Below are 23,044 nucleotides of genomic sequence, written 5' to 3' on the forward strand. Positions count from 1 at the left end.
AGGGTGGGTTCCGGGTGCGCCGCTGTCGGCGGCGGCCGCACCGGGTCAGCGGGGGTGCCGGATGCGGGCCGCGGTGACCGCGCCGACGGCCAGGGCGGCCGCCAGGATCAGCCAGATCAGCGGGGCGGGCGGGCCGCCGGTGCGGCGGGCCGCGGCGGCGACGGGTGTCGGCGGCGCGGGCAGGGACGTGTAGTCGACCAGTCCGGTGCTCTCCAGGTACGACATGTGCCGCATCACGATCGTCACGGCCTGCTCGGCGAACTCGCGGATCACCTCGTTGCGGGTGCCCGCGCGGACCGCCGCGACAACGCTGAAGACCTTGCCGTGCGCGACGCGCAGGCGGGCGGTGAAGACGTTGTCCCACGCCGCACCGCGCAGCCCGTTCAGCTCGTCGAGCCAGCTCTGCTGCTCGGCGTTGGGCCGGTCGGGCAGCGGCACCCCCAGCCGGTCGGCGACCTTGAGCACCTCGGCATCCAGCGCGATGTGCTCGCCACTGATGTGGTGGCCGACCTCCTTGACCTTCGCGCTGCGGGCGCGGTCCTGGGCCTGCTTGCCGGCGGGGGCCTCCCAGAGCCCGGCGAGGCGCACGCGGACCAGCAGGTCCCGGTCGGCGGGACCGAGTGGCCCGAACTCGGTGACGGTCCAGCCGGGTTCGAGGCTCTCGGCATGCGCGGCCGGCGGCGGGGTGAGCACCACCGCGACGGCGAGGGCCGCGAGCGCTGTGACCGCCGCGGTCCGGGCGAGGCGAATGTCCATCAGACACCTTTCCGTGTTCGCCCGAATACTTGATGCGACTACCTATTGGTAGCGACAGGAGCGTAGGCGTGACACGGGCTCCGGAGTCAATCCCCGGAGGCTTTGTTAAGCCGTTTTTAGGGTCCGCATAGGACGGACCTAAATTAGTGTGCCCAGTTCGCACAGGGCGTCCGCGATGTGGTCCCAGGCATTGACATTGCGTCGCAAAGGGTTGAAGGTGTCGTCCCAAAGGGATCGTGTAACTAATTCACGGTGCCATTCACGCTTATTCGAGCAGAGTAGCGGGACGGTTATGGAGAGTGCTCATGTCATCGCCGCGACGGTGGGATTCACCTCGTTCGGGCTGCTCTGGCTGGCTGTGCTCGGCGGCGTCGCGTTGCGCAACGGATGGGGTCTGAGCCGGATCCGCCGATCCGTGGCGTACGCCGCCCATCAGGGCATCGCCCTGATCGGGTTGACGCTGGGCCTGGTGCACGGGATCGCCCAGCTCGCCGTGCCGAACGGCACCATCAGCGTGGTCGAGGTCATCGTGCCGTTCGTGGACACGCACGACCCGATCGGCATCGGCGCCGGCGTGCTGGGCCTGGAGCTGGTGCTGGCCGGCGCGATCTCGATCGTGATCCAGCGCAGGCTCGGGTTCAGCCGGTGGCGCGCCGTGCACATGGCTACCTACGTCGGGTTCTCGCTGGTCTCGGCACACGTGCTGATCTCCGGCACGGACACCGGCCCGGCCTGGGTCTGGGGTCCGGTCTACACCGCCTGGCTGGCGACGGTCGCGCTGTGGTTCACCACCTGGCCGCGCCGCAACCGCCGGGTCGAGGCCGACAACGTGCTGGCCACGATGCGGGCCGAGCAGCCGCGCGACAGCCTGGTGGTGGACGTGGACCCGGTGCGCTGCGCCCGGTTCGGCTTCTGCGAGCAGGAGTCGCCCGAGGTGTTCAGCCTGCGCAGTGACGGGCGGCTCGACTACACCGCGGCCCCGCCCGCATACCGCCTGGAGGAGGTGGTCCGCGCGGTCGAGGTGTGCCCGGCACGGGCGATCAGCGTCCGGCGTCCGGCCGGGACCGCCCCGGCCGCGCCCCCGGCACCGGTGACCCCGCTCATCACGCGCCAGCGCGAGCGCGCCGCCACGCCACCTGCCGACTACGACGACGACGATCGCCGCCCGGCCTTCGAGCCCGCCACCGAACTCGACGAGTTCCGGCAGCGGGCACGGCACAGCCGGGCCCAGCACCGTACGGCCCGCGACCGATTCCACGTCGGCGACCTGACCAGCGAGGAGCAGCCGTGATGGAGCGGTCCGAGGAACCTGACGAACGGGGAGTCGACGGGGACAGGCGAACCGTGTGGCCCGGTGGCCATGTCGGTGCCGAGTTGAGCGAGGAGCAGGCATGAGGCACCGCACATCCGACCTGGACCGGATCGTCGTCGTCGGCGGCGGTCGCGCCGCGGTGGCGGCGGTGGAGGAGCTGGAGCGGCTCGGGTTCACCGGCGCGGTCACCGTGCTGGCCGGCGAGGCGCGACTGCCGTACCACCGGCCCGCCTGCTCGAAAGGCCTGCTCACCGGGCAGCGGCCCGCCGACGTGCAGTTGGCCACCACCACCACCGCCTCCGCACGTTGGCTGACGGGCCGGGTCGCTGCCGAACTCGACGCCAAGCGCCAGATCGTCTACGCCCAGACCGGCGAGATGTACGTGTACGACGCTCTTGTCGTCGCGACCGGCGCCCGACCGGTGATGCCGGACGGCTGGCCGGTCGGCGAGCCCGGCCTGCACAGCCTGCACAGCATCGACGACGCGCTCAGCCTGGCCGCCGACCTGCGCCGTGCTCAGCGGGTCGCCGTCGTCGGCGCCGGACTGACCGGGTGCGAGGCCGCCTACGTGGTGCGCTCGCTCGCCCGCGAGTGCATCATGATCGACTCAAATCCGCAGGTCATGACACGCGCCGTCGGGTCCGTGACGGGCGGGCTGATCGCCGACACGATGCGCCACGAAGGCGTGCGTATGCGCCTCGGCCGCCGGGTCAAGAACCTGTCCCGGGGCCGCCGCGGCTGGCGGCTCGACCTCGACGACGGCTCGCACGTCGACGCCGACCTGGTCATCGCCACGCTGGGGGAGCGGCCCGACACCGACTGGTTCACCGCCCGCCATGCCGACACCAGCGATGGCCTGCTCTGCGACGAGAGCCTGCGGGTGCAGGGCGTGGACCAGGTGGTCGCCGCCGGTGCGGTGGCCCGCTGGCCCAACGCCTGGTACGGCGACAAGCCCGCCCGCGTCGACCAGTGGATCGCCGCCATGGAGCTGGGCCAGGCCGCCGCCCGCACGCTGCTGTCCGGGTCGCGCGCCGCGCCCGCCGTCGGGGTCCTGCCGCGTTACTGGTCCGACCTGTTCGGGTTGCGCATCCAGGTCTGCGGCCGCATCGACCAGGCCGAGGAGGTCGCCGTCACCGAACTGCGCCCCGGCCGCCGCGACATCGCCCGCGGCGGGGTGCTCGCCGCCCACCGCCGGGGCGGGGTGACCTCAGGAGTGGTCGCGGTCAACGCGCCGCGGCAGTTCACCACGCTCGCCCGCGCGATGCGGGAGGCGGGCCCGGCCCGCCCGCTCGTGTCGCTGCCCGCCGTCATCCCGAACCAGCGCCGTCTGAGCCTGGTCGGTTGAGCCGAGAGAAGGGAAGTCTTCCGATGCTTCGAAGTGTTCGTGTCGTACTCGCCGCCACGCTGCTGCTGGCCCCGATGGGTGCGATGGCGGCATGTGCGGGCCTGCGCGACGGGCCTGCTCCGATCAACCAGCCCGCACCGTCACCGCTCGGGCCGGCGGAGAACGAGCCCGCCGCCGAAGTGGCCGTTGCCGTCGGCAGCCCGACCGCCGAGCTGCGCGCCAAGAAGATCCCGAAGATGGGCGACATCGTCACCGACGCCGACGGCTTCGTGCTCTACCGGTTCGACAAGGACACCGCCGATCCGCCCGCCAGCAACTGCTCGGGCGACTGCGCCGCGGTCTGGCCGCCGGTGCTGGTCGACGAGAACCTGAAACTGACCGGGCTCGACGCCAAACTCGTCGGCACGGTCGAGCGGGAGGACGGCGCCACCCAGGTCACCCTGGCAGGCTGGCCGCTCTACCGCTACCTGGGCGACAAGAAGGCCGGGCAGTGGAAGGGCCAGGCCGTCGGCGGAGTCTGGTTCGTCGTCGCGCCGACCGGCAAGAAGAACCTGTCCTGCCTGCCGACGGCGACCCCGGTACCGGTGCCCCCGCCGGGCACGGCGGCGTCCCCGGCCGCGGCTCCGCCCGCCTCGTCCGCCGCTTCACCGACCGCCGACGAGACATACACCTACTGACCCGGGTTTACGCGGTGCGGCGGGAGGGGCGGCGGTTGCCGCCCCTCCCGCCGACCACACCGGGCAGGGTCTGCCGGATCAGCGCCGGAACCGGAACCAGTCGATGTTGACGTAGTCGTTGGGCTGCCCGCTGGTGAAGGTGAGGTAGACCGTGTGCGTACCGGTCACCGAGCCCACGTTCGCGGGTATCTCCCGCCAACTGGTCCAGCCGCCGGTGTTGGCGATGGCGAAACTGCCGATCGGCGCGTTGGACAGGCTGTCCAGGCGCACCTCGACCAACCCGCTGATGCCGCCCGCCGCACCCGAGGCGGCCCGTGCGACGAAGTCCCGCGCTGTCGGCGAACCGAAGTTCACGCCGTCGAACCGCAGGTTGTCGCCGTTGCCGATGCTGCCGACGTAGTAGCCCTCGTAGATCGTGGTGCCGGCCTGGGCGTTGCGGCTCTCGGCCTGGATGTTGGCGTACGCGTCACGGTTGCCCCCGCCCGGCGGCGGCGACTGCGGCGGGCTGGCCGGCGGCGACGACGGCGGCGTGGTGCCGCCCGTGGTCTGGTAGACGGCCACGTAGTCGACCCGCATCGGCTGGCCCGAGACGGTGCTGCCGGTCGGCGTCGCGGAGCCCGCCACGCCGTTCGGGAACGCGCCGCCCATCGCCACGTTGAGCAGCAGGAAGTAACCGGCGTGCGAGGTCATCTGGGACCAGTACGAGCCGACCTGGCTCTGGTTCACGGTGTGGTAGAGCGTGCCGTCGACATACCAGCGCAGTTGCTGGGCGTTCTCGTTGGTGCGGTCCCACTCGAACCGGTAGGTGTGGAACGCCGACTGGCAGGTGCTGCCCGGGCAGGCCCGGCTCGCGCCGATGCCGTTGAACTCGTTGCACGGCCCGCCGGGTGCGACGCCGCAGTGCAGCACGCCCCACACCGAGTTGATGCCGTTGACGTTCTCCATGATGTCGAACTCGCCGACGCCCGGCCAGTTCTGGTAGTTGCCCCGGTAGGGGGCGCCCAGCGCCCAGAACGCGGGCCAGTAGCCGGCGGCGGCGGCCCCGGTGACGTTGGGCATCTGGATGCGGCCCTCGATGCGCAGGACGCGCCCGGCCGCGGGCTTGAAGTCCGTGCGGACCGTCTCGATGCGGGACGAGGTCCAGCTGGAGCCGTTGCGGATCGGCGTGATCAGCAGGTTGCCCGCGCCGTCCTGGCGGACGTTGTTGGTGCTGTTGGTATAGGTCTGGATCTCACCGGTGCCCCAGTTGGCGGGGCCGCCGGGGTAGGAGGTGCCGGTGTCGATGATCCAGTTGCTGGACGAGGGCAGCGTGTTGTTCGCGCCGTTGAAGTCGTCGCTCCACACCAGCTGCCAGCCCGAGGGCGTGCCGGGCAGCGAGGCGTGCGCGGGGATCGCGTTGACCGCGGCGGCCGCCGCAGCGACCAGGACGGCCAGACCGGCGGCGAAGGTCGCCGTGCGGCGTTTGGAGAATCGCGTGCTCATCAGGGCTTTCTCCTCCTGGGGCAGAGGGTGGTCCGCACGCCGGGGGCTCGGCATGGGCGGCGGACCGGGTCCGTGGACAGGTTGTGAGAGCGCTCTCTTGACTCACCACTTAACGTGCCCGCAACATGAATGTCAATAACCATCGATGCCAACGTGGAGGGTGCCGGTCGGCTGACGTTCACCGCGCGTGCGCGATAAAGGGGAGTGAGGTCAGTAGTCTTGGTTGATGGTCGATCCCAGCGAGCGGTTCATCCCCGAGCCTTCGAAGGACACCGGCTTCGGCCGTAGCCCGTACGAGCGCGACCGGGCACGGGTGCTGCATTCGGCCGGGTTCCGGCGGTTGGCCGCCAAGACCCAGGTGCACACCGCGGGCAGCGGCGACTTCCTGCGTACGCGGTTGACGCACTCGATCGAGGTGGCGCAGATCGCCCGCGAGATGGGTGCCCGGCTGGGCTGCGACCCGGATGTCGTCGACGTCGCCGGGCTCGCCCATGACCTGGGGCATCCTCCCTTCGGGCACAACGGTGAGGACGCGCTCGACGAGGTCAGCCGGGCCTGGGGCGGGTTCGAGGGCAACGCGCAGACGCTGCGGGTGGTCACCCGGTTGGAGGCCAAGGTGGAGGGCGCGGGGCTCAACCTGACCCGGGCCTCGCTGGACGCCACCTGCAAGTATCCGTGGCCGCGGCGGGAGGGCACCCGCAAGTTCGGCGTGTACGCCGACGACCGCCCGGTCTTCGACTGGGTGCGCATGGGTGCGCCCGACGACGACCGGCGCTGCCTTGAGGCGCAGGTCATGGACTGGTCGGACGACGTCGCCTACTCGGTGCACGACGTCGAGGACGGCCTCTACTCCGGGTTCATCGAGCTGCCGCCGCTGCTGATCGACGCCGACGAGCGGGCTGCGTTGTGCGCGGACGTGGCACAGGTGTACTCATCGGAGTCGCCGGCGCTGCTGCACGAGGCCCTGATCGAGCTGCTGGCCGATCCCGTCGTCGCGCCGCTGGCCGGATACGACGGCTCGTTCAAGGCCCAGCTGGCGCTCAAGCGCTGCACCAGCGTCCTGACCGGACGGTTCGTCGCCGCCGCGGTCGACGCCACCCGGGAGAAGTACGGCGACGGCACGCTGCGCCGCTACGACGCCGACCTGATCGTGCCGCCCGCCGCCCGCATCCGCTGCGCCCTGCTCAAGGGCATCGCCCTGCGGTACGTGATGCGCCGCCGCGGTATGGAGCCGTGGTACGACGAGCAGCGCCAGATCCTGCGTGACCTGGTGCGGGTGCTGGCCGAGCGGGCCCCGGACGAGCTGGACCCGGTCTTCGCCCCGCTGTGGCGGGAGGCCGCCGACGACACGGCGCGCTGCCGCGTCGTCGTGGACCAGGTCGCGTCGCTCACCGACACCGCCGCCCAGGCCTGGCATCAGCGGCTGACCGGCGCCTGACCACTCGCCAGAGGCGTTCATGATCGCTGTCTCTGGTCGGAATGTGCGGTTGGACCGCAGTTTCCGACCGGAGACAGCGATCTTCGCGTTACAGGGTCGGCTCTGCGGCGGACTGATGGGGTATTTCGGGCAGGGGGGAGCGGGTGGTGAGGAGGTGGGTGTTGGCGGCGGCGTTGGCGCGGACGGTGCGGGTGACCCACCAGAGGTGGACGGATGCGGCGGCGGCGAAGAGCACGAGAGCGAGCAGGACCACGGCCCAGCCGGGTAGCCGGGCGGCGGCGGCGAGCAGGCCGCCCCCCATCGCGAGCAGTGCGCTGTTGACCAGGCCGATGGTGGCGGCCAGGCCGACCGCGTCACGCAGGCGGAGCTGGTAGCGGCCGGCCGGGGGCGGGAACAGCCCGGGGTCGTCGAGGGTGGGCAGCAGGACGAACGGGGCCACCTGCGGGGCGCGCCGCACCAGGTAGGTGCGCAGCGTCTGCTCGGCCAGACCGTAGCGCTGGGAGGCGCCGGTGTAGCGCAGTTGGCGCAGGAACACCGCCGGGCCCATCAGCAGCACCAGGGTGCCGAGCGCTGCCACGGCGCCGACCTTCACGTTGTCGTCGATGTTGCTGCCGAGCAGGCCGGCCGAGACCGCGGCCACTGCGGTGGCGATGACCAGGAAGAAGTTGTACCGGTTGTGGGCCTGGTCGCTGACCGCCCGGCGCATTTCGAGGATCTTGGTGTACTCGGCGAGCGCGACGGTGAGCTCGATGTCGTCGGCGGCGCGGCGGGCAGCGTCGGGTGCGGAGGTGGGATGGGCCACGATCGAACGGTATCGGCTGTGCGCCCGTGTGGCGTCCCCTGGCAGGATGTACCGCATGGCCGGGGGTCGGATCCGTGATGAGGACATCGCGCTCGTACGCGAGCGCAGCTCGATCGTGGACGTCGCCGGTGAGCAGGTCACCCTGAAGAACGCGGGCGGCGGCAACCTCAAGGGGCTGTGCCCGTTCCACGACGAGAAGACCCCGTCGTTCACCGTCTCCCAGGCCCGCAACGTGTGGTTCTGCCACGGCTGCGGCGAGGGCGGCGACGTGATCAACTTCGTGCAGAAGATCGATCACCTGAGTTTCATCGAGTCGGTGGAGCGCCTGGCCGACCGGGCGGGCATCCAGCTGCGCCGGATCGAGGGCGGCCCGGCGATGGAGCGCCCGCAGCACGGCCAGCGCCAGCGCCTGGTCGCCGCGCACGCCGCGGCCCAGGAGTTCTACGCCGAGCAGCTGCTCACGCCGGGTGCGCGGGCGGCCCGGGAGTTCCTCGCCCAGCGGGGCTTCGACCGGGACGCGGCCCAGCGCTACGGCTGCGGGTTCGCCCCCGCGGAGTGGGACCTGCTGGTCAAGCACCTGCGCGGGCTCGGCTTCACCACGGCGGAGATGGAGACCGCGGGCCTGGCCCGGGCCGCCCGGTCGGGCAGCCTGGTGGACCGGTTCCGCCGCCGCCTGCTGTGGCCGATCAGGGACGTCTCCGGCGACGTGATCGGCTTCGGGGCGCGCAAGCTGTTCGACGACGACGACGGCCCGAAGTACCTGAACACCCCCGAGACGCCGCTGTACAAGAAGTCGCACGTGCTCTACGGCATCGACCAGGCCAAGCGTGAGATCGCCAAGCAGGGCCGGGCGGTGATCGTCGAGGGGTACACCGACGTGATGGCCTGCCACCTGGCCGGGGTGACCACGGCCGTGGCGACCTGCGGCACCTCGTTCGGCACGGACCACATCGGGGTGCTGCGGCGGCTGCTGCTGGACACCGACGCGTACGCCGGGGAGATCATCTTCACCTTCGACGGCGACGCCGCGGGGCAGAAGGCGGCGCTGCGCGCGTTCGGCGACGACCAGCGCTTCGTCGGGCAGACGTTCATCGCGGTCAGCCCGGACGGCATGGACCCCTGCGAGCTGCGCCTGGCCCGGGGCGACCTGGCCGTGCGCGACCTGGTGGCCCGGCGGGAGCCGCTGATCGCGTTCGCGCTGCGCTCCACGCTGGCCCGCTACGACCTGGACACGGTCGAGGGCCGGGTGGCCGCGCTGCGGACCACCGCGCCCATGGTCGCGAAGATCAAGGACCGTTCCCTGCTCACCGGGTACGCACAGAAGCTCGCCGGGGACCTCGGCGTCGACGTCGACCAGGTACGCACGGCGATCCGCACCGCCGACGGCGCGAACGTGCCCGCACCCCGGCCCGCCGCGGCCGCTCCGGACAGTCCGCGGCTGGTGGTCGAGCGGGAGGCGCTGAAGCTGGCGATCCAGCAGCCGGTGCTGGCCGGGCCGGTGTTCGACGCGGTGGACGAAACCCTGTACGCGCACCCGCCGTACCGGGACATCCGGGTGGCGATCGCCGCGGCCGGCGGGGCCTGCGCCGGGGTGGCCGGGGCCGGCTGGGTCAACAGCGTGCGCGACGCCTGCACGGATCTGGCCGCGCAGATGCTGGTCCTGGAGCTGGCGGTGGAGCCGGTACGGTACGACGGCGAGCCGGACTCGGGCTACCTGCACGTGGTCCTGGCCCGGCTGCAGCTCGCCGGCCTCAACCAGCGCATCGGTGAGGTGAAGTCGCGGCTGCAGCGCATCAACCCGGTGACCGAGTCCGACGAGTACCGGGCGCGCTTCACCGAACTCGTCGCCCTGGAGCAGCACTCCCGGGCGCTCAAGGAGAAGGCCGCCGGAGGGCTCTGATGAAGTTTTCACTGTTCGGCGGGCGGCGCGTGCTGCCCGTGGAGCGCCGCCCGGAGCTGGCCGCCGACGAGCGGGTGCTGGCCTGGGCCCCGTCGGGCGACGACACGGTCATCGCGACCAACCTCGGGCTGTGGTGGGACGAGCAGCGCACCGGCTGGCACCGCATCGACAAGGCGGTCTGGGACGGTGAGGCGCTGGTGGTCACCCCGGCCGAGGTCGTCGCGGAGCGCACCGGCTACGAGGTGGTCGCCGACGGCACGCCGGTGCGCCGCAAGCTCACCGACCCGCACCACCTGCCGCACCAGGTGCGCCTGCGGGTGACCAGCTCGGTGCAGCAGCCGCAGCACCACGAGCTGCCCGGCGGCGGCGCCTGGATCTTCGCCCGGCGGGTGCCGGGCGTCGACGGCCTGGCCTGGACCGTCCGCTACGACCAGGGCACCGACGGGGAAGACCCGGCCGTCATCGCCGCGACCGACCAGCTGATCGCGGCCGCCCAGGGCGACCTCGGCGACCTCTGACCAACCCCTGCCCACGCACCTGACCGGCACCCGCAGCCGCCAGGTCGCTGCGCGCGTGCACGGCTGCCGAGATCGCCGTTTGGTGTCAGGATCTGCGCTCAAACCGCAGATCCTGGCACCGAACAGCGATCACGGCCGAGGTCGGCCAGCGGGATTGATCGATAAATCGGGTAAAAGGCCGCGAGATTGTCGGAGCGCGGGGATAGGGTCGCCGCGTGAGCGACCAACGACCCCCGATGATCTATGCCCGTGGCCTGGTCAAGCGGTTCGGCGACTTCACCGCGGTGGACGGCATCGACCTGGAGGTCGCACCGGGCGAGGCGTTCGGCTTCCTGGGCCCCAACGGCGCCGGCAAGTCCTCCACCATGCGCATGATCGGCTGCGTCTCCACGCCGACCGCCGGTGAGCTGCGCATCCTGGGCATGGACCCGGTGCGGGAAGGCCCCGCGATCCGGGCCCGGCTGGGGGTGTGCCCGCAGACCGACAACCTCGACCCCGACCTCACCGTGTTCGAGAACCTGACCACGTATGCGCGCTACTTCGGCATCCCGCGTGCCGAGGGCCGCCGCCGCGCCGCCGAGCTGCTGGAGTTCGTGCAGCTCACGGAGAAGTCCGGCAGCACCGTGGACCCGCTGTCGGGCGGCATGAAGCGCCGGCTCTCCATCGCCCGCGCCATGATCAACGAGCCGGATCTGGTGCTGCTCGACGAGCCCACCACCGGCCTCGACCCGCAGGCCCGCCACCTGCTGTGGGAACGGCTGTTCCGGCTCAAGCAGCGCGGCGTCACACTCGTGTTGACCACGCACTACATGGACGAGGCCGAGCAGCTCTGCGACCGGCTGGTCGTGATGGACGCCGGCAAGATCGTCGCCGACGGCTCGCCGCGCCACCTCATCGAGACGTACTCCACCCGCGAGGTCGTCGAGCTGCGCTTCGGCGACGACGCCCCGGCGACGTACGTGGAGAAGCTCGCGGGCATCGGCGAGCGCCTCGATCCGCTGCCGGACCGGCTGCTGCTCTACAGCGCCGACGGCGACGCGGCCGTCAACGAGGTGCACCGGCGCGGGTTCACCCCGTCGAGCGTGCTGGTGCGCCGCTCGACCCTGGAGGACGTGTTCCTGATCCTCACCGGCCGGACGCTGGTCGACTGATGGACGGGACTCTGGCGGTCTTCAACCGCGCGATCGTCTCGTACCGGCGGCTCTGGCAGGCCTCGGTCTTCTCGTCGTTCATCCTCCCGGTGCTGTTCGTGCTCAGCATCGGCATCGGGGTGGGCGGCTACATCAGCGGCGTCGACGGCGTCAGCTACCTGGACTGGATCGTGCCCGGCGTGCTCGCCTCGACCGCGTTCCAGATGGCGGTGGGGGAGTCCACCTTCCCGGTGCTGGGCGACTTCAAGTGGGTCCGCGGCTACCACGCCATGCGGGCCACCCCGGTACGCATCGCCGACATGATCGCCGGATACCAGCTCTACATCATGTTCCGGGTGCTCATCGCCGCGGTGGTGTTCCTCGGGGTCAGCGCGCTGTTCGGGGCGATCCACTCGCCCTGGGTGGTGTTCACGCCGTTCGTCTGCGCGCTGCTCGGGGTGGCGGTCTCCGCGCCGACCTCGGCGTTCGCGGCGACGATCGAGAACGACAGCTACTTCGCGCTGCTGTTCCGCTTCCTGGTGATCCCGTCGACGCTGTTCGCCGGGGTGTTCTTCCCGGTGTCGCAGCTGCCGGAGCTGCTGCGGCCGCTGGCGTACGCGTCGCCGCTGTGGCACGCGGTGGAGCTGTGCCGCGCGGCCACGCTGGGCGTTGCGCCGCCCTGGCCCGCCGCCGCGCACGTGGCCTACCTGCTGGCCTGGGCCGGGCTGGGTTACCTGCTGGCGCTGCGCGCCTTCCGCCGACGGCTCTCGGACTGAGGGGACTGACCATGGTCACCACGTACGCCGTCACGCGGGTCGCCCGCGGCAACCGGCTCTCACCCGCCCGGGTGGGTGCGGTCATCAACCGCAACGTCGGGGCGCTGCGCTCCGGCCCCGCGTACTGGCTGGTCCTGGCCTCGGGCTTCTTCGAGCCGGTGCTCTACCTGCTGTCCATCGGAGTCGGGGTCGGCGCGCTCGTCGGCGACCTGACCCTGCAGAACGGCGAGGTCCTGCCGTACGCCAACTTCGTCGCCCCGGCCATGCTGGCGGTCTCGGCGATGTCCGGCGCGCTGGCCGAGACGACCTTCAACTTCTTCTTCAAGTTCAAGTACGTCAAGACGTACGACGCGATGCTGGCCACCCCGCTGCGCCCGATGGAGATCGCGGCCGGCGAGCTGACCTGGGCGATGATCCGCGGCTCGCTCTACACCGGAGCGTTCCTGATCGTCATGGTGGCGCTGGGCCTGACCACGCCCGGCTGGGCACTGCTGGCCTTCCCCGCGACCTGGCTGGTGGGCCTGGCTTTCGGCGCGGTCGGCATGGCGGTGAGCACCTACATCCGCGGCTGGCAGGACTTCGACCTGATCAGCACCGGGCAGTTCGCGCTGTTCCTGTTCTCCGGCACCTTCTCGCCGGTGCAGGACTACCCGGTGCCGGTCGAGATCCTGATCGCGATCACCCCGCTCTACCACGCGGTGGAGCTGATCCGGGGCATCACCACCGGGATGCTCAGCTGGTCGATGCTCGGCAACGTGGCATATCTGCTGGTCATGCTGGCCGTCGGCCTGTACGTGGCGAGCCGCCGCCTTACCTCGGTGCTCTGCCGTTAAACCTGTTCGGGCGTGAATGAGCGCGTGAACTAGATCATGCTCATGCGCTCATTTGTTAGGTTCTATTTGTCTGATGTGGATCAGGCGGGTACGTTCTCGGCAACACGCCGCCGGGCGGAGGTGACCGATGCGCCTACGACATCCCGACGGACAGACTGTGCACGTGGCGACCGTCGTGTCCGTCGAGAACGTCAAGGACGTGCGCGCGCTACTGAAGACGCTGGACAACCGCGTCGTGCCGCAGCGCCAGCGCCTGTTCGCGGACGTGCTCAGCGTGAGTCTGCGGCTCGGCCCGATCCTGGCCGCCACCCTCGCCTCCTCGCTCGGGCTGCGCCGACGGCTGCGCCACGAACTGGCCACCCGACGGCTGGAGGTGGTCACCCTCGACACCGGCCCCGACCTCGCGGCGCCCGACGGCAGCTGGCGCACCTGGTGGATGCACACCCTCGACCTGGCCCGGGTGCTGGTCGACCTGCTGCCCGAGGACAGCGCCCACGGCTCCATCTCCACCACCCTGCCGCGTTCTGCCGTGCCCGCGCTCACCGGTGACGAGGCCGACGCCGAGACCGACACCGCGGCCGACGAGGCCCGGCGCGAGCAGCGCGAACGCGAATGGCAGGTGGCGACCCGGTTGATGGCCGACCTCAGCGGCGGCCTGACCGAGATCGCCTGGCATACCGGTCGGCTCGTCCGGGTCGCGGTCGAAGCCGCGCCGAAGACCCTGATCACCGGTTCGCAGGACGTCGTGCGGCTGCTGGAGCGCGCCGACCCGGCCCGGATCGGCGCCTGTCTGAGCGCCGCGCAGCTGGCCGACGCCAAGGAGAGCCCGGCTCAGGCGCTCACCCGGCTGCGCCGAGCGCGGCTGTCCGTGGTGAAGCTGCGGCTGGGGCACCACGCCGACGACAGCGATCTCGGCGCGGTGGCCCGTTCGATGCTGGCCGCTGTGCTCGGCGGCGTGCACGCAGGCTGCGACCATCTCGAGGTCGACGGCACCGAGGAGCTGGACGCCGCCCGCGACGAGCTGAGCGCGGTGGGACTCGACGGCGCGGCCGACCGCCCGATGCCGGGAGTCGGCCGCGCCGGTTAGGTCCGCGCGAAGGGGGCTTCAGACCTGCTGGTTCAGCTTGCGCAGGCCCTCGTCGTACAGCTTCGCGGCCTGCGCCTGGACCAGGCCCGCCGCTTCCTGCACCGTGGGGTGCTCCATCACCTTGCGGGTGGTGGCCACCAGGTCGTCGTAGGTCTGGCGTCCGGCACGCGTGCCGAACACGAACCCGACGGCCGCACCCGCGGCGAACCACACCAGCTTCCCCATCGTGCCTCCTCAGCATCGATCGCGTGATACGTCCCATCCTGCCTGGTGTGGGCACGCCGCGACACCAGACCGGCCAGGGTTACCCGTTTGCCATACCCGGGGGACCGTCCTGTAGTCTTGTCGAGGCGCGCCGCTGAGGAGAGATCCGCAGGGTCGCCAAGAGCACATTCCCCTGTAGCTCAATTGGCAGAGCAGCCGGCTGTTAACCGGCAGGTTCTTGGTTCGAGTCCAAGTGGGGGAGCCAGCACACGAAACCCCGGCCCTAGGGCCGGGGTTTTTTTGCGTCTTCCGCGCTCAACAAAAGCGAATAAAAGACGTGTCTGACGGTTTTGCTGCATTTGATGCTTTTAATAGCCATATGCTCCGTCTCGGTGTTTTCGCACCTCACACGTCATCTCACGCAGCGGAGGCATTGCGTATGAGAACCGCACGAACCAACCCGACCCGCCAGGTGGCGCACGGCGCACTACTGAGCCTGGCGCTGCTGACCTCGGTGGCCTCTGCAGCCGCATTCGGCGCGCAGACGGTCCCCATGACCAAGGTGGGCCTGAGCAAGGCCGCCCTGCAGACCCTGACCACCCTCGCGTCTGATGACGTGCCCATCGGCGGCGTGATCAGTGACACCGCCACCCTGGTCGGCACCGAAGGCCCCGGCTCGCTCAGCTTCTCCCTGTACGGCCCGGACGACGACACCTGCACGACCCTGGTGACCACCCTGGGCCCGGTCGCCGCCCCGGGCGACGGGTCCTTCCCGTCGGGTGACTTCACGCCGACGACTGCCGGGCTCTACCGGTGGGTCGCGGAGTACACCGATCAGAACGGCAGGACGATCACCTCGGACTGCGAAGACACCGCCGAGCACGTGGTGGTCAACCAGGCCACGCCGACGTTGCGAACGCTCGCCTCCGACGACGTCTCGCTCGGCGGATCGGTCTTCGACCGGGCGCGGCTCACGGGCGGTTTCCAGCCCACCGGGACGATCACGTTCAACCTGTACCCGGACGTCGGCTGCGAAGAGGCGCCGGTGGAGACGTCGACCGTGCCGGTGAGCGGCAACGGGCCGTACCAGTCCGCCCCGTTCACGCCGACCGCGCCGGGCACCTACCACTGGCGGGCCGACTACAGCGGTGACGCCAACAACACCGCCGCCGGGACCGCGTGCAACGACCCGCTCGAGGACGTCGTCGTCAGCCCGCTGGCCACGCCGACGATCACCACCCAGGCATCCCCCGACGTGGACCTGGGTGGCACGATCAGCGACACCGCGACCCTGACCGGGGGCAACAACCCGACCGGCATCATCACCTTCACCCTGTTCGGGCCGGACGACGCGGAATGCGCGGGCGAACCGGTGGTGACCGATGGTGTGGTGGTGGCGGGCCCCGGACCGTTCACCTCGGCCGGGGTCATCCCGACGGAGCCGGGCACCTACCAGTGGATCGCCGCGTACAGCGGAGACGCGAACAACGCCGAAACGACCACCGCCTGCGGCGATGCGGGCGAGAGCGTCGTCGTTCGGGCGGTGCCGGTGACGCCGAGGCTGGTCACGGAGGCGTCGCGCGACACCTTCGTCGGCAAGCGGGTCCACGACACGGCGACCCTGTCCGGCGGTGCCGACCCGACCGGCACCATCACCTTCAGCCTGTACGGCCCGGGCGACGCGACCTGCTCGCGTACCCCGGTCTTCACCTCCACCGTGACGATCAACGGCAACGGCGTGTACCCGTCCGGAACGTTCCGGCCCACCACACCCGGCACCTACCAGTGGATCGCCGCCTACAGCGGTGACTCCGACAACGAGGCCGTCAGCACCACCTGCGACGACGAGAACGAGCGCGTGGTCGTGCGGAAGAAGGCGCCGTACGGGCCCAAGCCCCGCCCGTAAGACGTGATCATCCTGGTGGGCCCGGCGGTCGCCGGGCCCACCAGTTTGTATACGGGCAGGTCACCGCGGTGCCGTCGCCGCCCGCCAGGCGACGGCGAGCTCGCCGACCGTGGCGTGGCGGTGCTCGGGGCACGGATCGGTCGCCCTGGTGATCACGGCCGACTGGCGGTCATCGCCACGCCAGGCGGACTCGGCGTCGCCGGCGTCCAGCAGCAGCCGCAGCGTCCGGCCCAGGGTGAACACCGTCGTCCGCTCGTCGATCACGGCGCCGCGGCGGAACTCCTCCGGGGCCATGAACCTCGTCGAGCCGGGCAGCCGGTCGGCCTCCAGCGTGAACGGGCCCGGCCGGTACTCGTCCACGTCGACCACGTGCATCCGGGACGCGGCGAAGTCGTAGAGCAGGCAGCCGTCGTAGAAATCCACCGCGACGAAGCCGGCCGCGGCGACCGCGACGTGCGCGTCGAGCACCGCGTCCAGCGCCGCCTCGACCCGGTCGGTAGGCAGCGCCCGGAAACGGGCCATCGCCCCGTCCGGATCCGTGCGCACCGCGGCCCCGCGCGGATCCGTCGGGTACAGCACACCGCCGTCCAGCCACGGGTACACCAGCGCGGCCTCGCCCGAGCGCAGCCGGTAGGCGGCCAGCGGAGCGGCGATCGCCTCGTGCGCGACAGCCGCGTGCACGGCCAGCGCCCGATGCAGCGACCCGTCGTGCCGGGCCCGGAAGGTCTTCACGAAGCGCTGCCCGGCGAGGGTGGCCACCCCGTACGAGACGCAGCCGGAGCCCTGCAGCTCGAAGGCGGCGAAGCGGGTGCCCAGGGAGTCGAGCCAGGCGGGCAGGTCGGCGTCGACGGGGGTCGGGATCAGCGGACGCGGCATGTCGCGACGGTAGGGGACCGCCTCCGCGGAGGCGATCGGATATCGCGCCCGGCCCTGGCGGGCATGCCCGACCGGCCAGGAGTGTCGCACCGATATCGGGCGTGTGAGCAGCGGCGCAGATTCGCTACGCTATGCAGCGCCGGGATGGTCCGGCGCGGGGCGGTAGCTCAGCAGGTTAGAGCAGGGGACTCATAATCCCTCGGTCGCGGGTTCGAGTCCCGCCCGCCCCACCAGGCCATCCTGCGTCTGAGCTGGGCGTCTCTCATTTATGCGGATCTTGTTGATTGACGGCGTACCCGGCCGGTCGGTATGTCTGCCCGATGTGTGCCCGGGCGCGACTCCGCCGCGGGACGACCCGCGCGGCCGCCTCCGCGGCCTCCCGTGCCACCTCCGACGGGACGCTGAGTAGGTGTCCGGCGTGAGCCCGACCGCCGAGTGCTGGAGCACCTCCTGGACCACCTTCATCTCGTTGCCGGCGGCTGGGGCGATGGTCGTCGCGCCGTGCCGGAGGTCGTGCAACCGGATCGGCGGGCCACCCGCTGCGGGCAGCGAGCCAGTCGAACAGGTCCGAGACCTTCGATCTGGGTCTGCCCGACACCGACGCCAACGCGGCCGAGTTCGGTTATGTCGGGTCCGGAAACAGCCGTTCGGCGTTTGCGAAGGCATGGGTGGTGGCGTGGGCCGAGTGCGGCACGCACGCGTTCCTGGCCACACGATCGCGCTGTACCTGATCGAACCCCGAGCAGCATGATCAAACTAAGCTACGCGGCATTTTGGTCTTGACCCGGCTTGCCGAGGACGTTACGTTCCGCGAGCGGATCTCGCATCCGTGATCCACAGTGGATGACAACGGGGAGTTCGTGTCATGGTCGCCATGTCGCGTCTAAAGGTATGCGCTGCAGCCACATCACGAGCGGTGTTCACATTGCACGATGCCACGCGTCGTGGCTGCCGCTCCGGTCACTGCCGCATCTCTCACGGGTGATGGCAGCAGCCCCGGGTGCGGCTCAGATCCTGCAGGAGCAACCGTCCGTGTGATCCACGCTGATGGGCAAAGAGGCGGCTCTGTCGCGGTCGCCGTCGGCGCGATCGCGCATACCCTCTCCACCTGCAACGGCTGCCTCGTCGCCGTATGACGTGGCCGGCCGAACCGCCACCCGGGCGCCGGCCGGTGCCGTCAATGCGCCGTGTCGGTTCCGGCGATGAGCGGATCCCTGACGTGGCTCCGGCTGATCGGGACTGCCGTGGTCCGGCCAGGACGCGATCGCGGCCACTGTTCGTGCAACTTCAACGGGGAATCGGAGAAGACCTTGAGTTTGTCATCTGGCTTCGTGACAGCCAGGCCGCATCGGTGGGACGCGACCAGGCGCCGGGCGCTCGTCGCGGCCCTGACGGCGCTGGTGCTGCTGTCGGTGCTGCTGCGCGCCACTCCGGCGCGGGCGGAAGCACCACCCATCGCCGTGGACCGATCACTCGCGGTGACGGCATGGCTGTACGGCGGTGCGCAGGTTCGGGTGGCGGCCGAGGCCGCGCTGGTGGGTTCCGACGAGCAGGTGCGGGCGTTCCTGGACGAGGGCTGGGCTCAGGCGCAGCGGATCGACCAGCGCGACGCGGTCGTCAACGTGCTCGGCGAGAGCGGTCCGGCGGTGCGGGCCGCGGCGCAGCAGGCGCTGGCCGCGGCGGACGGCGGTGACCAGGGTGCGATCTCGGCGTTCCTGGCCGACGGCTGGCAGACGGCGGCCGACATCGATGCGCGGGTGTCGGTCAACCAGTTGATGGCGTCGGCGGGTCCGCAGGTCCGGGAGGTGGCGCAGCAGGCGCTGGACTCCGAGGACCCGGCGGTGATGCGGACGTTCCTGGACTCCGGCTGGCAGGTGCAGTGGCGGACCGACCAGCGGTTGCGGGTCAACCAGGCGATGGCCATGGGTGGTCCGCAGGTGCGGGCGGCGGGGCAGAAGGCTTTGGACGCGGGGTCGCCGGAGGCGATGGAGGCGTTCCTGGGGTACGGCTGGGCGGTGGCGTCGGCTCGCGACGATGAGGCTGCGACGTTGACGGAGTTGCTGGCGCAGGCGCAGGCCGCTGGTGAGGTGGCGGCGCAGGAGACGCAGCAGGCGACGCAGGAGGCGGATCGGGCCAAGGCGTCGGCTGAGGCGGCGAAGAAGGCGGCCGAGGAGGCGGCGGCGGCGACGGAGGCGGCGCGGGACAACACGGCGCAGGCTGCGGCGCATGCCAGGCGTGCGGCGGTCGCCGCGGACAAGGCGGCGCAGGCGGCGCAGGTCGCGGTGCAGGCGGCTGCGGCGGCTTCGCGGGCGGCGCGCGCGGCGGCCTCGGCTGCGGCGAAGGCCGCCTCGGCTGCGGCGAAGGCGGGTCAGGCCGCGGCGAAGGCGCGTGGTGTGGCGGCGTGGGCGGCCCGGTTCGGGTCGTGGGCGGGCCCGGCACGGACGGCGGCAGAGGAAGCCAGGGAGATCGCGGAGCGGACGCGGGACTTCGCGGAGAATGCCGACCAGGCCGGCAAGGCGGTGCAGGCGAACAACACGGCTGTCGCGGCGGCCAAGGCAGCGGCGTTGTTCGCCAAGGCGGCAGCTGATGCCAATGAGGAGGCAGCCGAGCACGCCTACGCCGCGGGTGCGGAAACGGCCGAGGCGGTGGCGGCGGCGCAGCGGGCGCGGGCCAACGCGGAGCGGGCGCTGCGGGCGGTACAGGCCGCCGAGAAGTATCTGCAGACTGCCATCGCGGCGACGTTCGCGGCGCGGGACGCGGCGTTGCGGGCGGCCGACAACGCCGATGCCGCTGCGCTGGCGGCGATCGAGGCGGCCGATCATGCCGGTGAGGCCGCGTATGCGGCTTCGCGGGCGACCGAGCATGCCAACGCGGCGACGGTGGCGGCGCAGGCCGCGCTCGACACGGTGAACCTGGCCGTGGCGGTGTTCGACGCGGCGCGTGAGGCTGACGCCGAGCGTCTGGCGGTGTTGCGTGACCAGGGCGTGGAGGCGGCGCAGGTCGCCAATGTCGAGTACGAGGCGCAGCAGCGTCAGGTGAACTGGGATGTCGCGCAGTCGGCCAAGCGTGACGCGCAGACCAACCAGCTGCTGGCGGTGGCGCAGAACCCGGCGACGCCCACGGCGGAGGCGGTGGCCGCGGCGCGGCGGGTCGCGCTGGCGCTGGCGCAGGGGCCGGGTGCCTGGACGCAGGAGGCTGCGCGGACGGCGCTGGCCGCTGATGACGCCGGGGTGCTGGAGTTCGCGCGGACCGAGATCGTCGCTGCTGCGGCGCGTGACGACCGGCATGCGGTGATGAACCTGGCGGTCTCGGACAACACGGCGCTGACGACGGCGGCGAACACGGCGCTGGCCGGAAGTGACGCGACGGTCCGGCAGTTCCTGCTCACGCAGAACTATCCGGGCCGGTACACCCAGGACCGGTTGAAGGTGAACCAGATCCTGGCGACGGCCAACAGCGTGGGCGACGTCGTCCTGGCGCAGGCGGCGCAAACGGCGCTCAACGCCGAGACGCTGCAGGCACTGCGGGACTTCCTGGACAACGGGCAGTACACCGCGGCGGCCACCGGGCAGCGGGTGATGGTCAACCAGATCGCTGCCGCCGGAGGTCCGGAGGTCAAGGCCGCGGCGCAGATCGCGCTGGACGGCCCGCCGGTCGGCCTGCGGGAGTTCCTGAACACCGGCCAGTACACCGCTGCTGAGCGCGATCATGAGCAGGCGGCCCACCTCGCGGTGGTCGGCGGGATGCTCGAGAAGATCAACCAGATCGCCGCGACCGCGGTGCAGCACTCTCTGGAGGCGCACGCGGTGGCCGCGCAGGCGCGTAACGACGCCGCGCAGGCGGCGGACTACGCCGAGCAGGCGCAGGAGTCGGCGAACGAGGCCGCCGGCCACGCGATCCAGGCGACGGTGTATGCAGCCCAGGCCACGCAGTCGGTCGACAAGGCAGCCGCGGCGGTGAACACCGCCAAAGCCGCGGCGACCCGGGCCAACGCCTCGGTGCGCAGCGCGGTCCGGTCCGCGACCTGGGCCGTCCTCTCCCACGAGGCGGCCGTCAAGGCGGCCAACGACGCCCGTGTCGCCGCCATGGAGGCCGAGGCGTGGGCACGCGTCGCCGGGCTGGACGCCGAGGCGGCTCACGTGGCCGCCAAGGCGGCCCACACGCAGTACATGGATGCACGAGCCCGAGAGGTCGTCGTGTGCAGTCGCGAGTACACCACGGACTTCGCCCTGAAGTGGCAGGAGTTCCTGGACCCGACCGGCGATGCGAACCGCGACTGTGTCGAGAACATCATCGGGAAGCCGGAGGCCCTGGCCAGGCGGGCGTACACCAACGCCGCGTTCTGCGGCTACTACCCGGACGGCAGCCGGCTCTACCAGAACTGCATGCACTCCACGCTGGACCCCGCGTTCCGCATGATGCAGTCGCTGGTCGCCCTGTCGGAGTACGCCCGGAGCATGACGGCGGTCTTCCTCCCGGCCGCGGCGGGCTTCGCCGGCCTGTGCATCGCCACCCTGGCCTGTGGCGCCGCCGCCGGCGCGCTGCTGACGATCACCGACGTCGGCGTCAACATCGTCAAGCTCATCAATGGCGACCAGACGCTCGGCCAGACCCTGCTCAACCTCAGCCAGGCCGCCCTCGAATCCCTGATCCTCTTCGGGGTCGGAAAGGCGCTCGTCGCCGGCTTCCGCAGTCTCCAGGTGCTCTACGTCGCCATCCAGAACGCCAAGAAGGCAGCGGCGGAGATCAAGGCGGCCGATCTCGGACGACTGCAGCTGCTGAAGACCACCTGGATGCGGGGCTGTGTCAACGGCTCCAACAGCTTCGTAGCCGGCACGCCGGTGCTGCTCGCCGACGGCGGCGCCAGGGCCATCGAAGACATCCGCGTGGGCGACCAGGTGCTGGCCACCGACCCGCTGACCGACGTCACGCGGCCGCGTCCTGTCACCGGCACCATCACCGGCACCGGCCAGAAGCACCTCGTCGACATCACCGTCACCGACGGGGGTGATGAGAGCCTGATCACCGCGACCGACAGACACCCCTTCTGGGTGCCGGACCGCGAGCAGTGGGTCGACGCCGGCGAACTGCGCCCCGGGAACTGGCTGCGTACGGGTTCGGGCGCGTGGACTCAGGTCAGCGCCGTCGGTCTGCGGACCGAGCGGACCACGGTCCACAACCTCACGGTCGCCGACGACCACACGTACTACGTGCTGGCCGGTCAGACGTCGCTTCTGGTCCACAACACCAGTGGCTGCGGGTCGATCGCATTGGGCAAGCAGCAGGTAGGTGATGATGACATCGCCCTCAACGTCTTCGCCATGGAGCGCGGGGCACTGATGTACCGGGACTGGACCGGCTCTGGTCCGTGGTACCAACAGTTGCTGGGTTTCATCCAGGACGGCGTGACCAAGATTCACGTGAATCTGGACGGCATCGATGACCCGATCGCATATGCTGCGTCCGGCCGGGACGTGGATGCAACCGACCCGCTCGGTCAGGGCTTCACGCGATGGGAGATGTACCAGCTGAGTATCCACCCCGAGGCGTGGGATCGAATCACGTGGTATCGAAAAGGAAAACCGGATGCCAACCCGTTCGCTTAGTGAGCCCGGCCTTCCGTGGGAGAGCGGGCGCACGTTTCGGGTCTGGGGATACGGCATCGGGCATTCCCATCTGCTGCTGCGGAGCGTCGGGCTCAGCGGACAGCAGACGATCAACGTGCTGTTCGAGGCTGTCGAACTGATGAAGCTGCGTCGGACCTACCCGGACCTCGTCATCCGTAGGGCAACGGACGAGGAGGAGCCTGTTTTCAGCGAGCTCGCCGAGCTTCCGGTCCGTTTGCTTCACCTGGCGCTTTCGAGCACCTCCACCACGGGGTTCGTCGCCTGCTCGCGGGTCGTCGCCAGTGTGAGCGACGATCCGGAAGATCTGTCATTGGCCGCTGGAGATCTGCTCTTCTCCGTGCACGCCCGGACGTGAGGTGCTGGGCCATGCGGGAC

At 70.9% G+C, this 23,044-nt stretch carries 17 protein-coding genes, 2 tRNA genes and 1 pseudogene; 15 read left to right on the forward strand and 5 right to left on the reverse strand.

All coding sequences use genetic code 11. The features are described 5' to 3' along the window. Window positions 1–45: 45 nt before the first annotated feature. Window positions 46–756: a DUF4142 domain-containing protein gene (locus FLL47_RS06485; protein ID WP_144119513.1), complete on the reverse strand. Its 711-nt coding sequence runs from the start codon at window positions 754–756 to the stop codon at window positions 46–48. Window positions 757–1,048: 292 nt separating this feature from the next. Between FLL47_RS06485 and FLL47_RS06490 the strand changes: the two genes are divergently transcribed. The 3 genes from FLL47_RS06490 to FLL47_RS06500 all read left to right on the forward strand — a co-directional run bounded on the left by FLL47_RS06490 (window position 1,049) and on the right by FLL47_RS06500 (window position 4,090). Beyond that, window positions 1,049–2,047 carry a ferric reductase-like transmembrane domain-containing protein gene (locus FLL47_RS06490; RefSeq protein ID WP_186315585.1) on the forward strand — a complete coding sequence of 333 codons (999 nt, stop codon included), beginning with the start codon at window positions 1,049–1,051 and terminating at the stop codon, window positions 2,045–2,047. Window positions 2,048–2,147: 100 nt separating this feature from the next. Then, the gene (locus FLL47_RS06495) at window positions 2,148–3,413 is read left to right on the forward strand and encodes an NAD(P)/FAD-dependent oxidoreductase (RefSeq protein ID WP_144119515.1); all 1,266 of its coding nucleotides are present in this window, start codon (window positions 2,148–2,150) and stop codon (window positions 3,411–3,413) included. Between the two features lie 23 nt (window positions 3,414–3,436). Then, window positions 3,437–4,090, forward strand: coding sequence for a COG4315 family predicted lipoprotein (locus tag FLL47_RS06500; RefSeq protein ID WP_144119516.1), 654 nt, complete (start codon window positions 3,437–3,439; stop codon window positions 4,088–4,090). A 78-nt stretch (window positions 4,091–4,168) separates the two neighbouring features. On the opposite strand, the gene FLL47_RS06505 is transcribed toward FLL47_RS06500, so the two are convergent. Then, entirely contained in the window at window positions 4,169–5,626 is a 1,458-nt protein-coding gene (locus tag FLL47_RS06505) for a carbohydrate-binding protein (RefSeq protein WP_144119517.1), read from the reverse strand. A 172-nt stretch (window positions 5,627–5,798) separates the two neighbouring features. On the opposite strand from FLL47_RS06505, the gene FLL47_RS06510 reads away from it, so the two are divergent. Then, window positions 5,799–7,010, forward strand: coding sequence for a deoxyguanosinetriphosphate triphosphohydrolase (locus FLL47_RS06510; protein WP_144119518.1), 1,212 nt, complete (start codon window positions 5,799–5,801; stop codon window positions 7,008–7,010). 88 nt (window positions 7,011–7,098) lie between these two features. Here FLL47_RS06510 and FLL47_RS06515 read toward each other — a convergent pair whose 3' ends face one another. Beyond that, window positions 7,099–7,812, reverse strand: a complete 714-nt coding sequence (locus FLL47_RS06515; protein ID WP_144119519.1) for a hypothetical protein — start codon at window positions 7,810–7,812, stop codon at window positions 7,099–7,101. Between the two features lie 55 nt (window positions 7,813–7,867). Between FLL47_RS06515 and dnaG the strand changes: the two genes are divergently transcribed. The 6 genes from dnaG (at window position 7,868) to FLL47_RS06545 (ending at window position 14,056) form a co-directional block, all read left to right on the forward strand. Continuing rightward, entirely contained in the window at window positions 7,868–9,712 is a 1,845-nt protein-coding gene (gene dnaG / locus FLL47_RS06520; protein WP_342780305.1) for a DNA primase, read from the forward strand. Further along, window positions 9,712–10,230: a hypothetical protein gene (locus tag FLL47_RS06525; protein WP_144119521.1), complete on the forward strand. Its 519-nt coding sequence runs from the start codon at window positions 9,712–9,714 to the stop codon at window positions 10,228–10,230. Before dnaG ends, FLL47_RS06525 begins: the two co-directional genes overlap by 1 nt. A 236-nt stretch (window positions 10,231–10,466) precedes the next feature. Further along, window positions 10,467–11,381 (forward strand): ABC transporter ATP-binding protein, encoded by a 915-nt coding sequence (locus FLL47_RS06530; protein ID WP_144119666.1) that lies wholly within the window; start codon window positions 10,467–10,469, stop codon window positions 11,379–11,381. Continuing rightward, window positions 11,381–12,136 (forward strand): ABC transporter permease, encoded by a 756-nt coding sequence (locus FLL47_RS06535; RefSeq protein WP_144119522.1) that lies wholly within the window; start codon window positions 11,381–11,383, stop codon window positions 12,134–12,136. The genes FLL47_RS06530 and FLL47_RS06535 overlap by 1 nt, the downstream gene beginning before the upstream one ends. Before the next feature lie 11 nt (window positions 12,137–12,147). Next, window positions 12,148–12,969, forward strand: coding sequence for an ABC transporter permease (locus tag FLL47_RS06540; protein WP_144119523.1), 822 nt, complete (start codon window positions 12,148–12,150; stop codon window positions 12,967–12,969). A gap of 163 nt (window positions 12,970–13,132) precedes the next feature. Next, on the forward strand, window positions 13,133–14,056 hold the full coding sequence (locus FLL47_RS06545; protein WP_144119524.1) for a hypothetical protein: 924 nt from the start codon (window positions 13,133–13,135) through the stop codon (window positions 14,054–14,056). A 27-nt stretch (window positions 14,057–14,083) separates the two neighbouring features. On the opposite strand, the pseudogene FLL47_RS06550 reads toward FLL47_RS06545, so the two are convergent. Then, window positions 14,084–14,281 (reverse strand): annotated as a pseudogene (locus tag FLL47_RS06550) (hypothetical protein); the annotation flags it as partial. Window positions 14,282–14,449: 168 nt separating this feature from the next. On the opposite strand from FLL47_RS06550, the gene FLL47_RS06555 reads away from it, so the two are divergent. After that, window positions 14,450–14,525 (forward strand) — tRNA-Asn (locus tag FLL47_RS06555). 174 nt (window positions 14,526–14,699) lie between these two features. Then, window positions 14,700–16,166, forward strand: coding sequence for a hypothetical protein (locus FLL47_RS06560; protein ID WP_144119526.1), 1,467 nt, complete (start codon window positions 14,700–14,702; stop codon window positions 16,164–16,166). 60 nt (window positions 16,167–16,226) lie between these two features. Here the strand turns inward: FLL47_RS06560 and FLL47_RS06565 are convergent, their stop codons facing one another. Further along, window positions 16,227–17,042, reverse strand: coding sequence for a serine/threonine protein kinase (locus tag FLL47_RS06565; protein WP_186315586.1), 816 nt, complete (start codon window positions 17,040–17,042; stop codon window positions 16,227–16,229). 156 nt (window positions 17,043–17,198) lie between these two features. On the opposite strand from FLL47_RS06565, the gene FLL47_RS06570 reads away from it, so the two are divergent. From FLL47_RS06570 to FLL47_RS06585, 3 genes are all read left to right on the forward strand, one after another. Continuing rightward, window positions 17,199–17,275 (forward strand) — tRNA-Ile (locus FLL47_RS06570). A 1,098-nt stretch (window positions 17,276–18,373) separates the two neighbouring features. Next, window positions 18,374–22,648, forward strand: coding sequence for a polymorphic toxin-type HINT domain-containing protein (locus tag FLL47_RS44660; protein ID WP_186315587.1), 4,275 nt, complete (start codon window positions 18,374–18,376; stop codon window positions 22,646–22,648). Next, window positions 22,629–23,024 carry a hypothetical protein gene (locus tag FLL47_RS06585; RefSeq protein WP_144119528.1) on the forward strand — a complete coding sequence of 132 codons (396 nt, stop codon included), beginning with the start codon at window positions 22,629–22,631 and terminating at the stop codon, window positions 23,022–23,024. Before FLL47_RS44660 ends, FLL47_RS06585 begins: the two co-directional genes overlap by 20 nt. The last annotated feature ends 20 nt before the right edge of the window (window positions 23,025–23,044 follow it).

This window comes from Catellatospora sichuanensis, assembly GCF_007483665.1.
GTDB classification, from domain to species: domain Bacteria; phylum Actinomycetota; class Actinomycetes; order Mycobacteriales; family Micromonosporaceae; genus Catellatospora; species Catellatospora sichuanensis.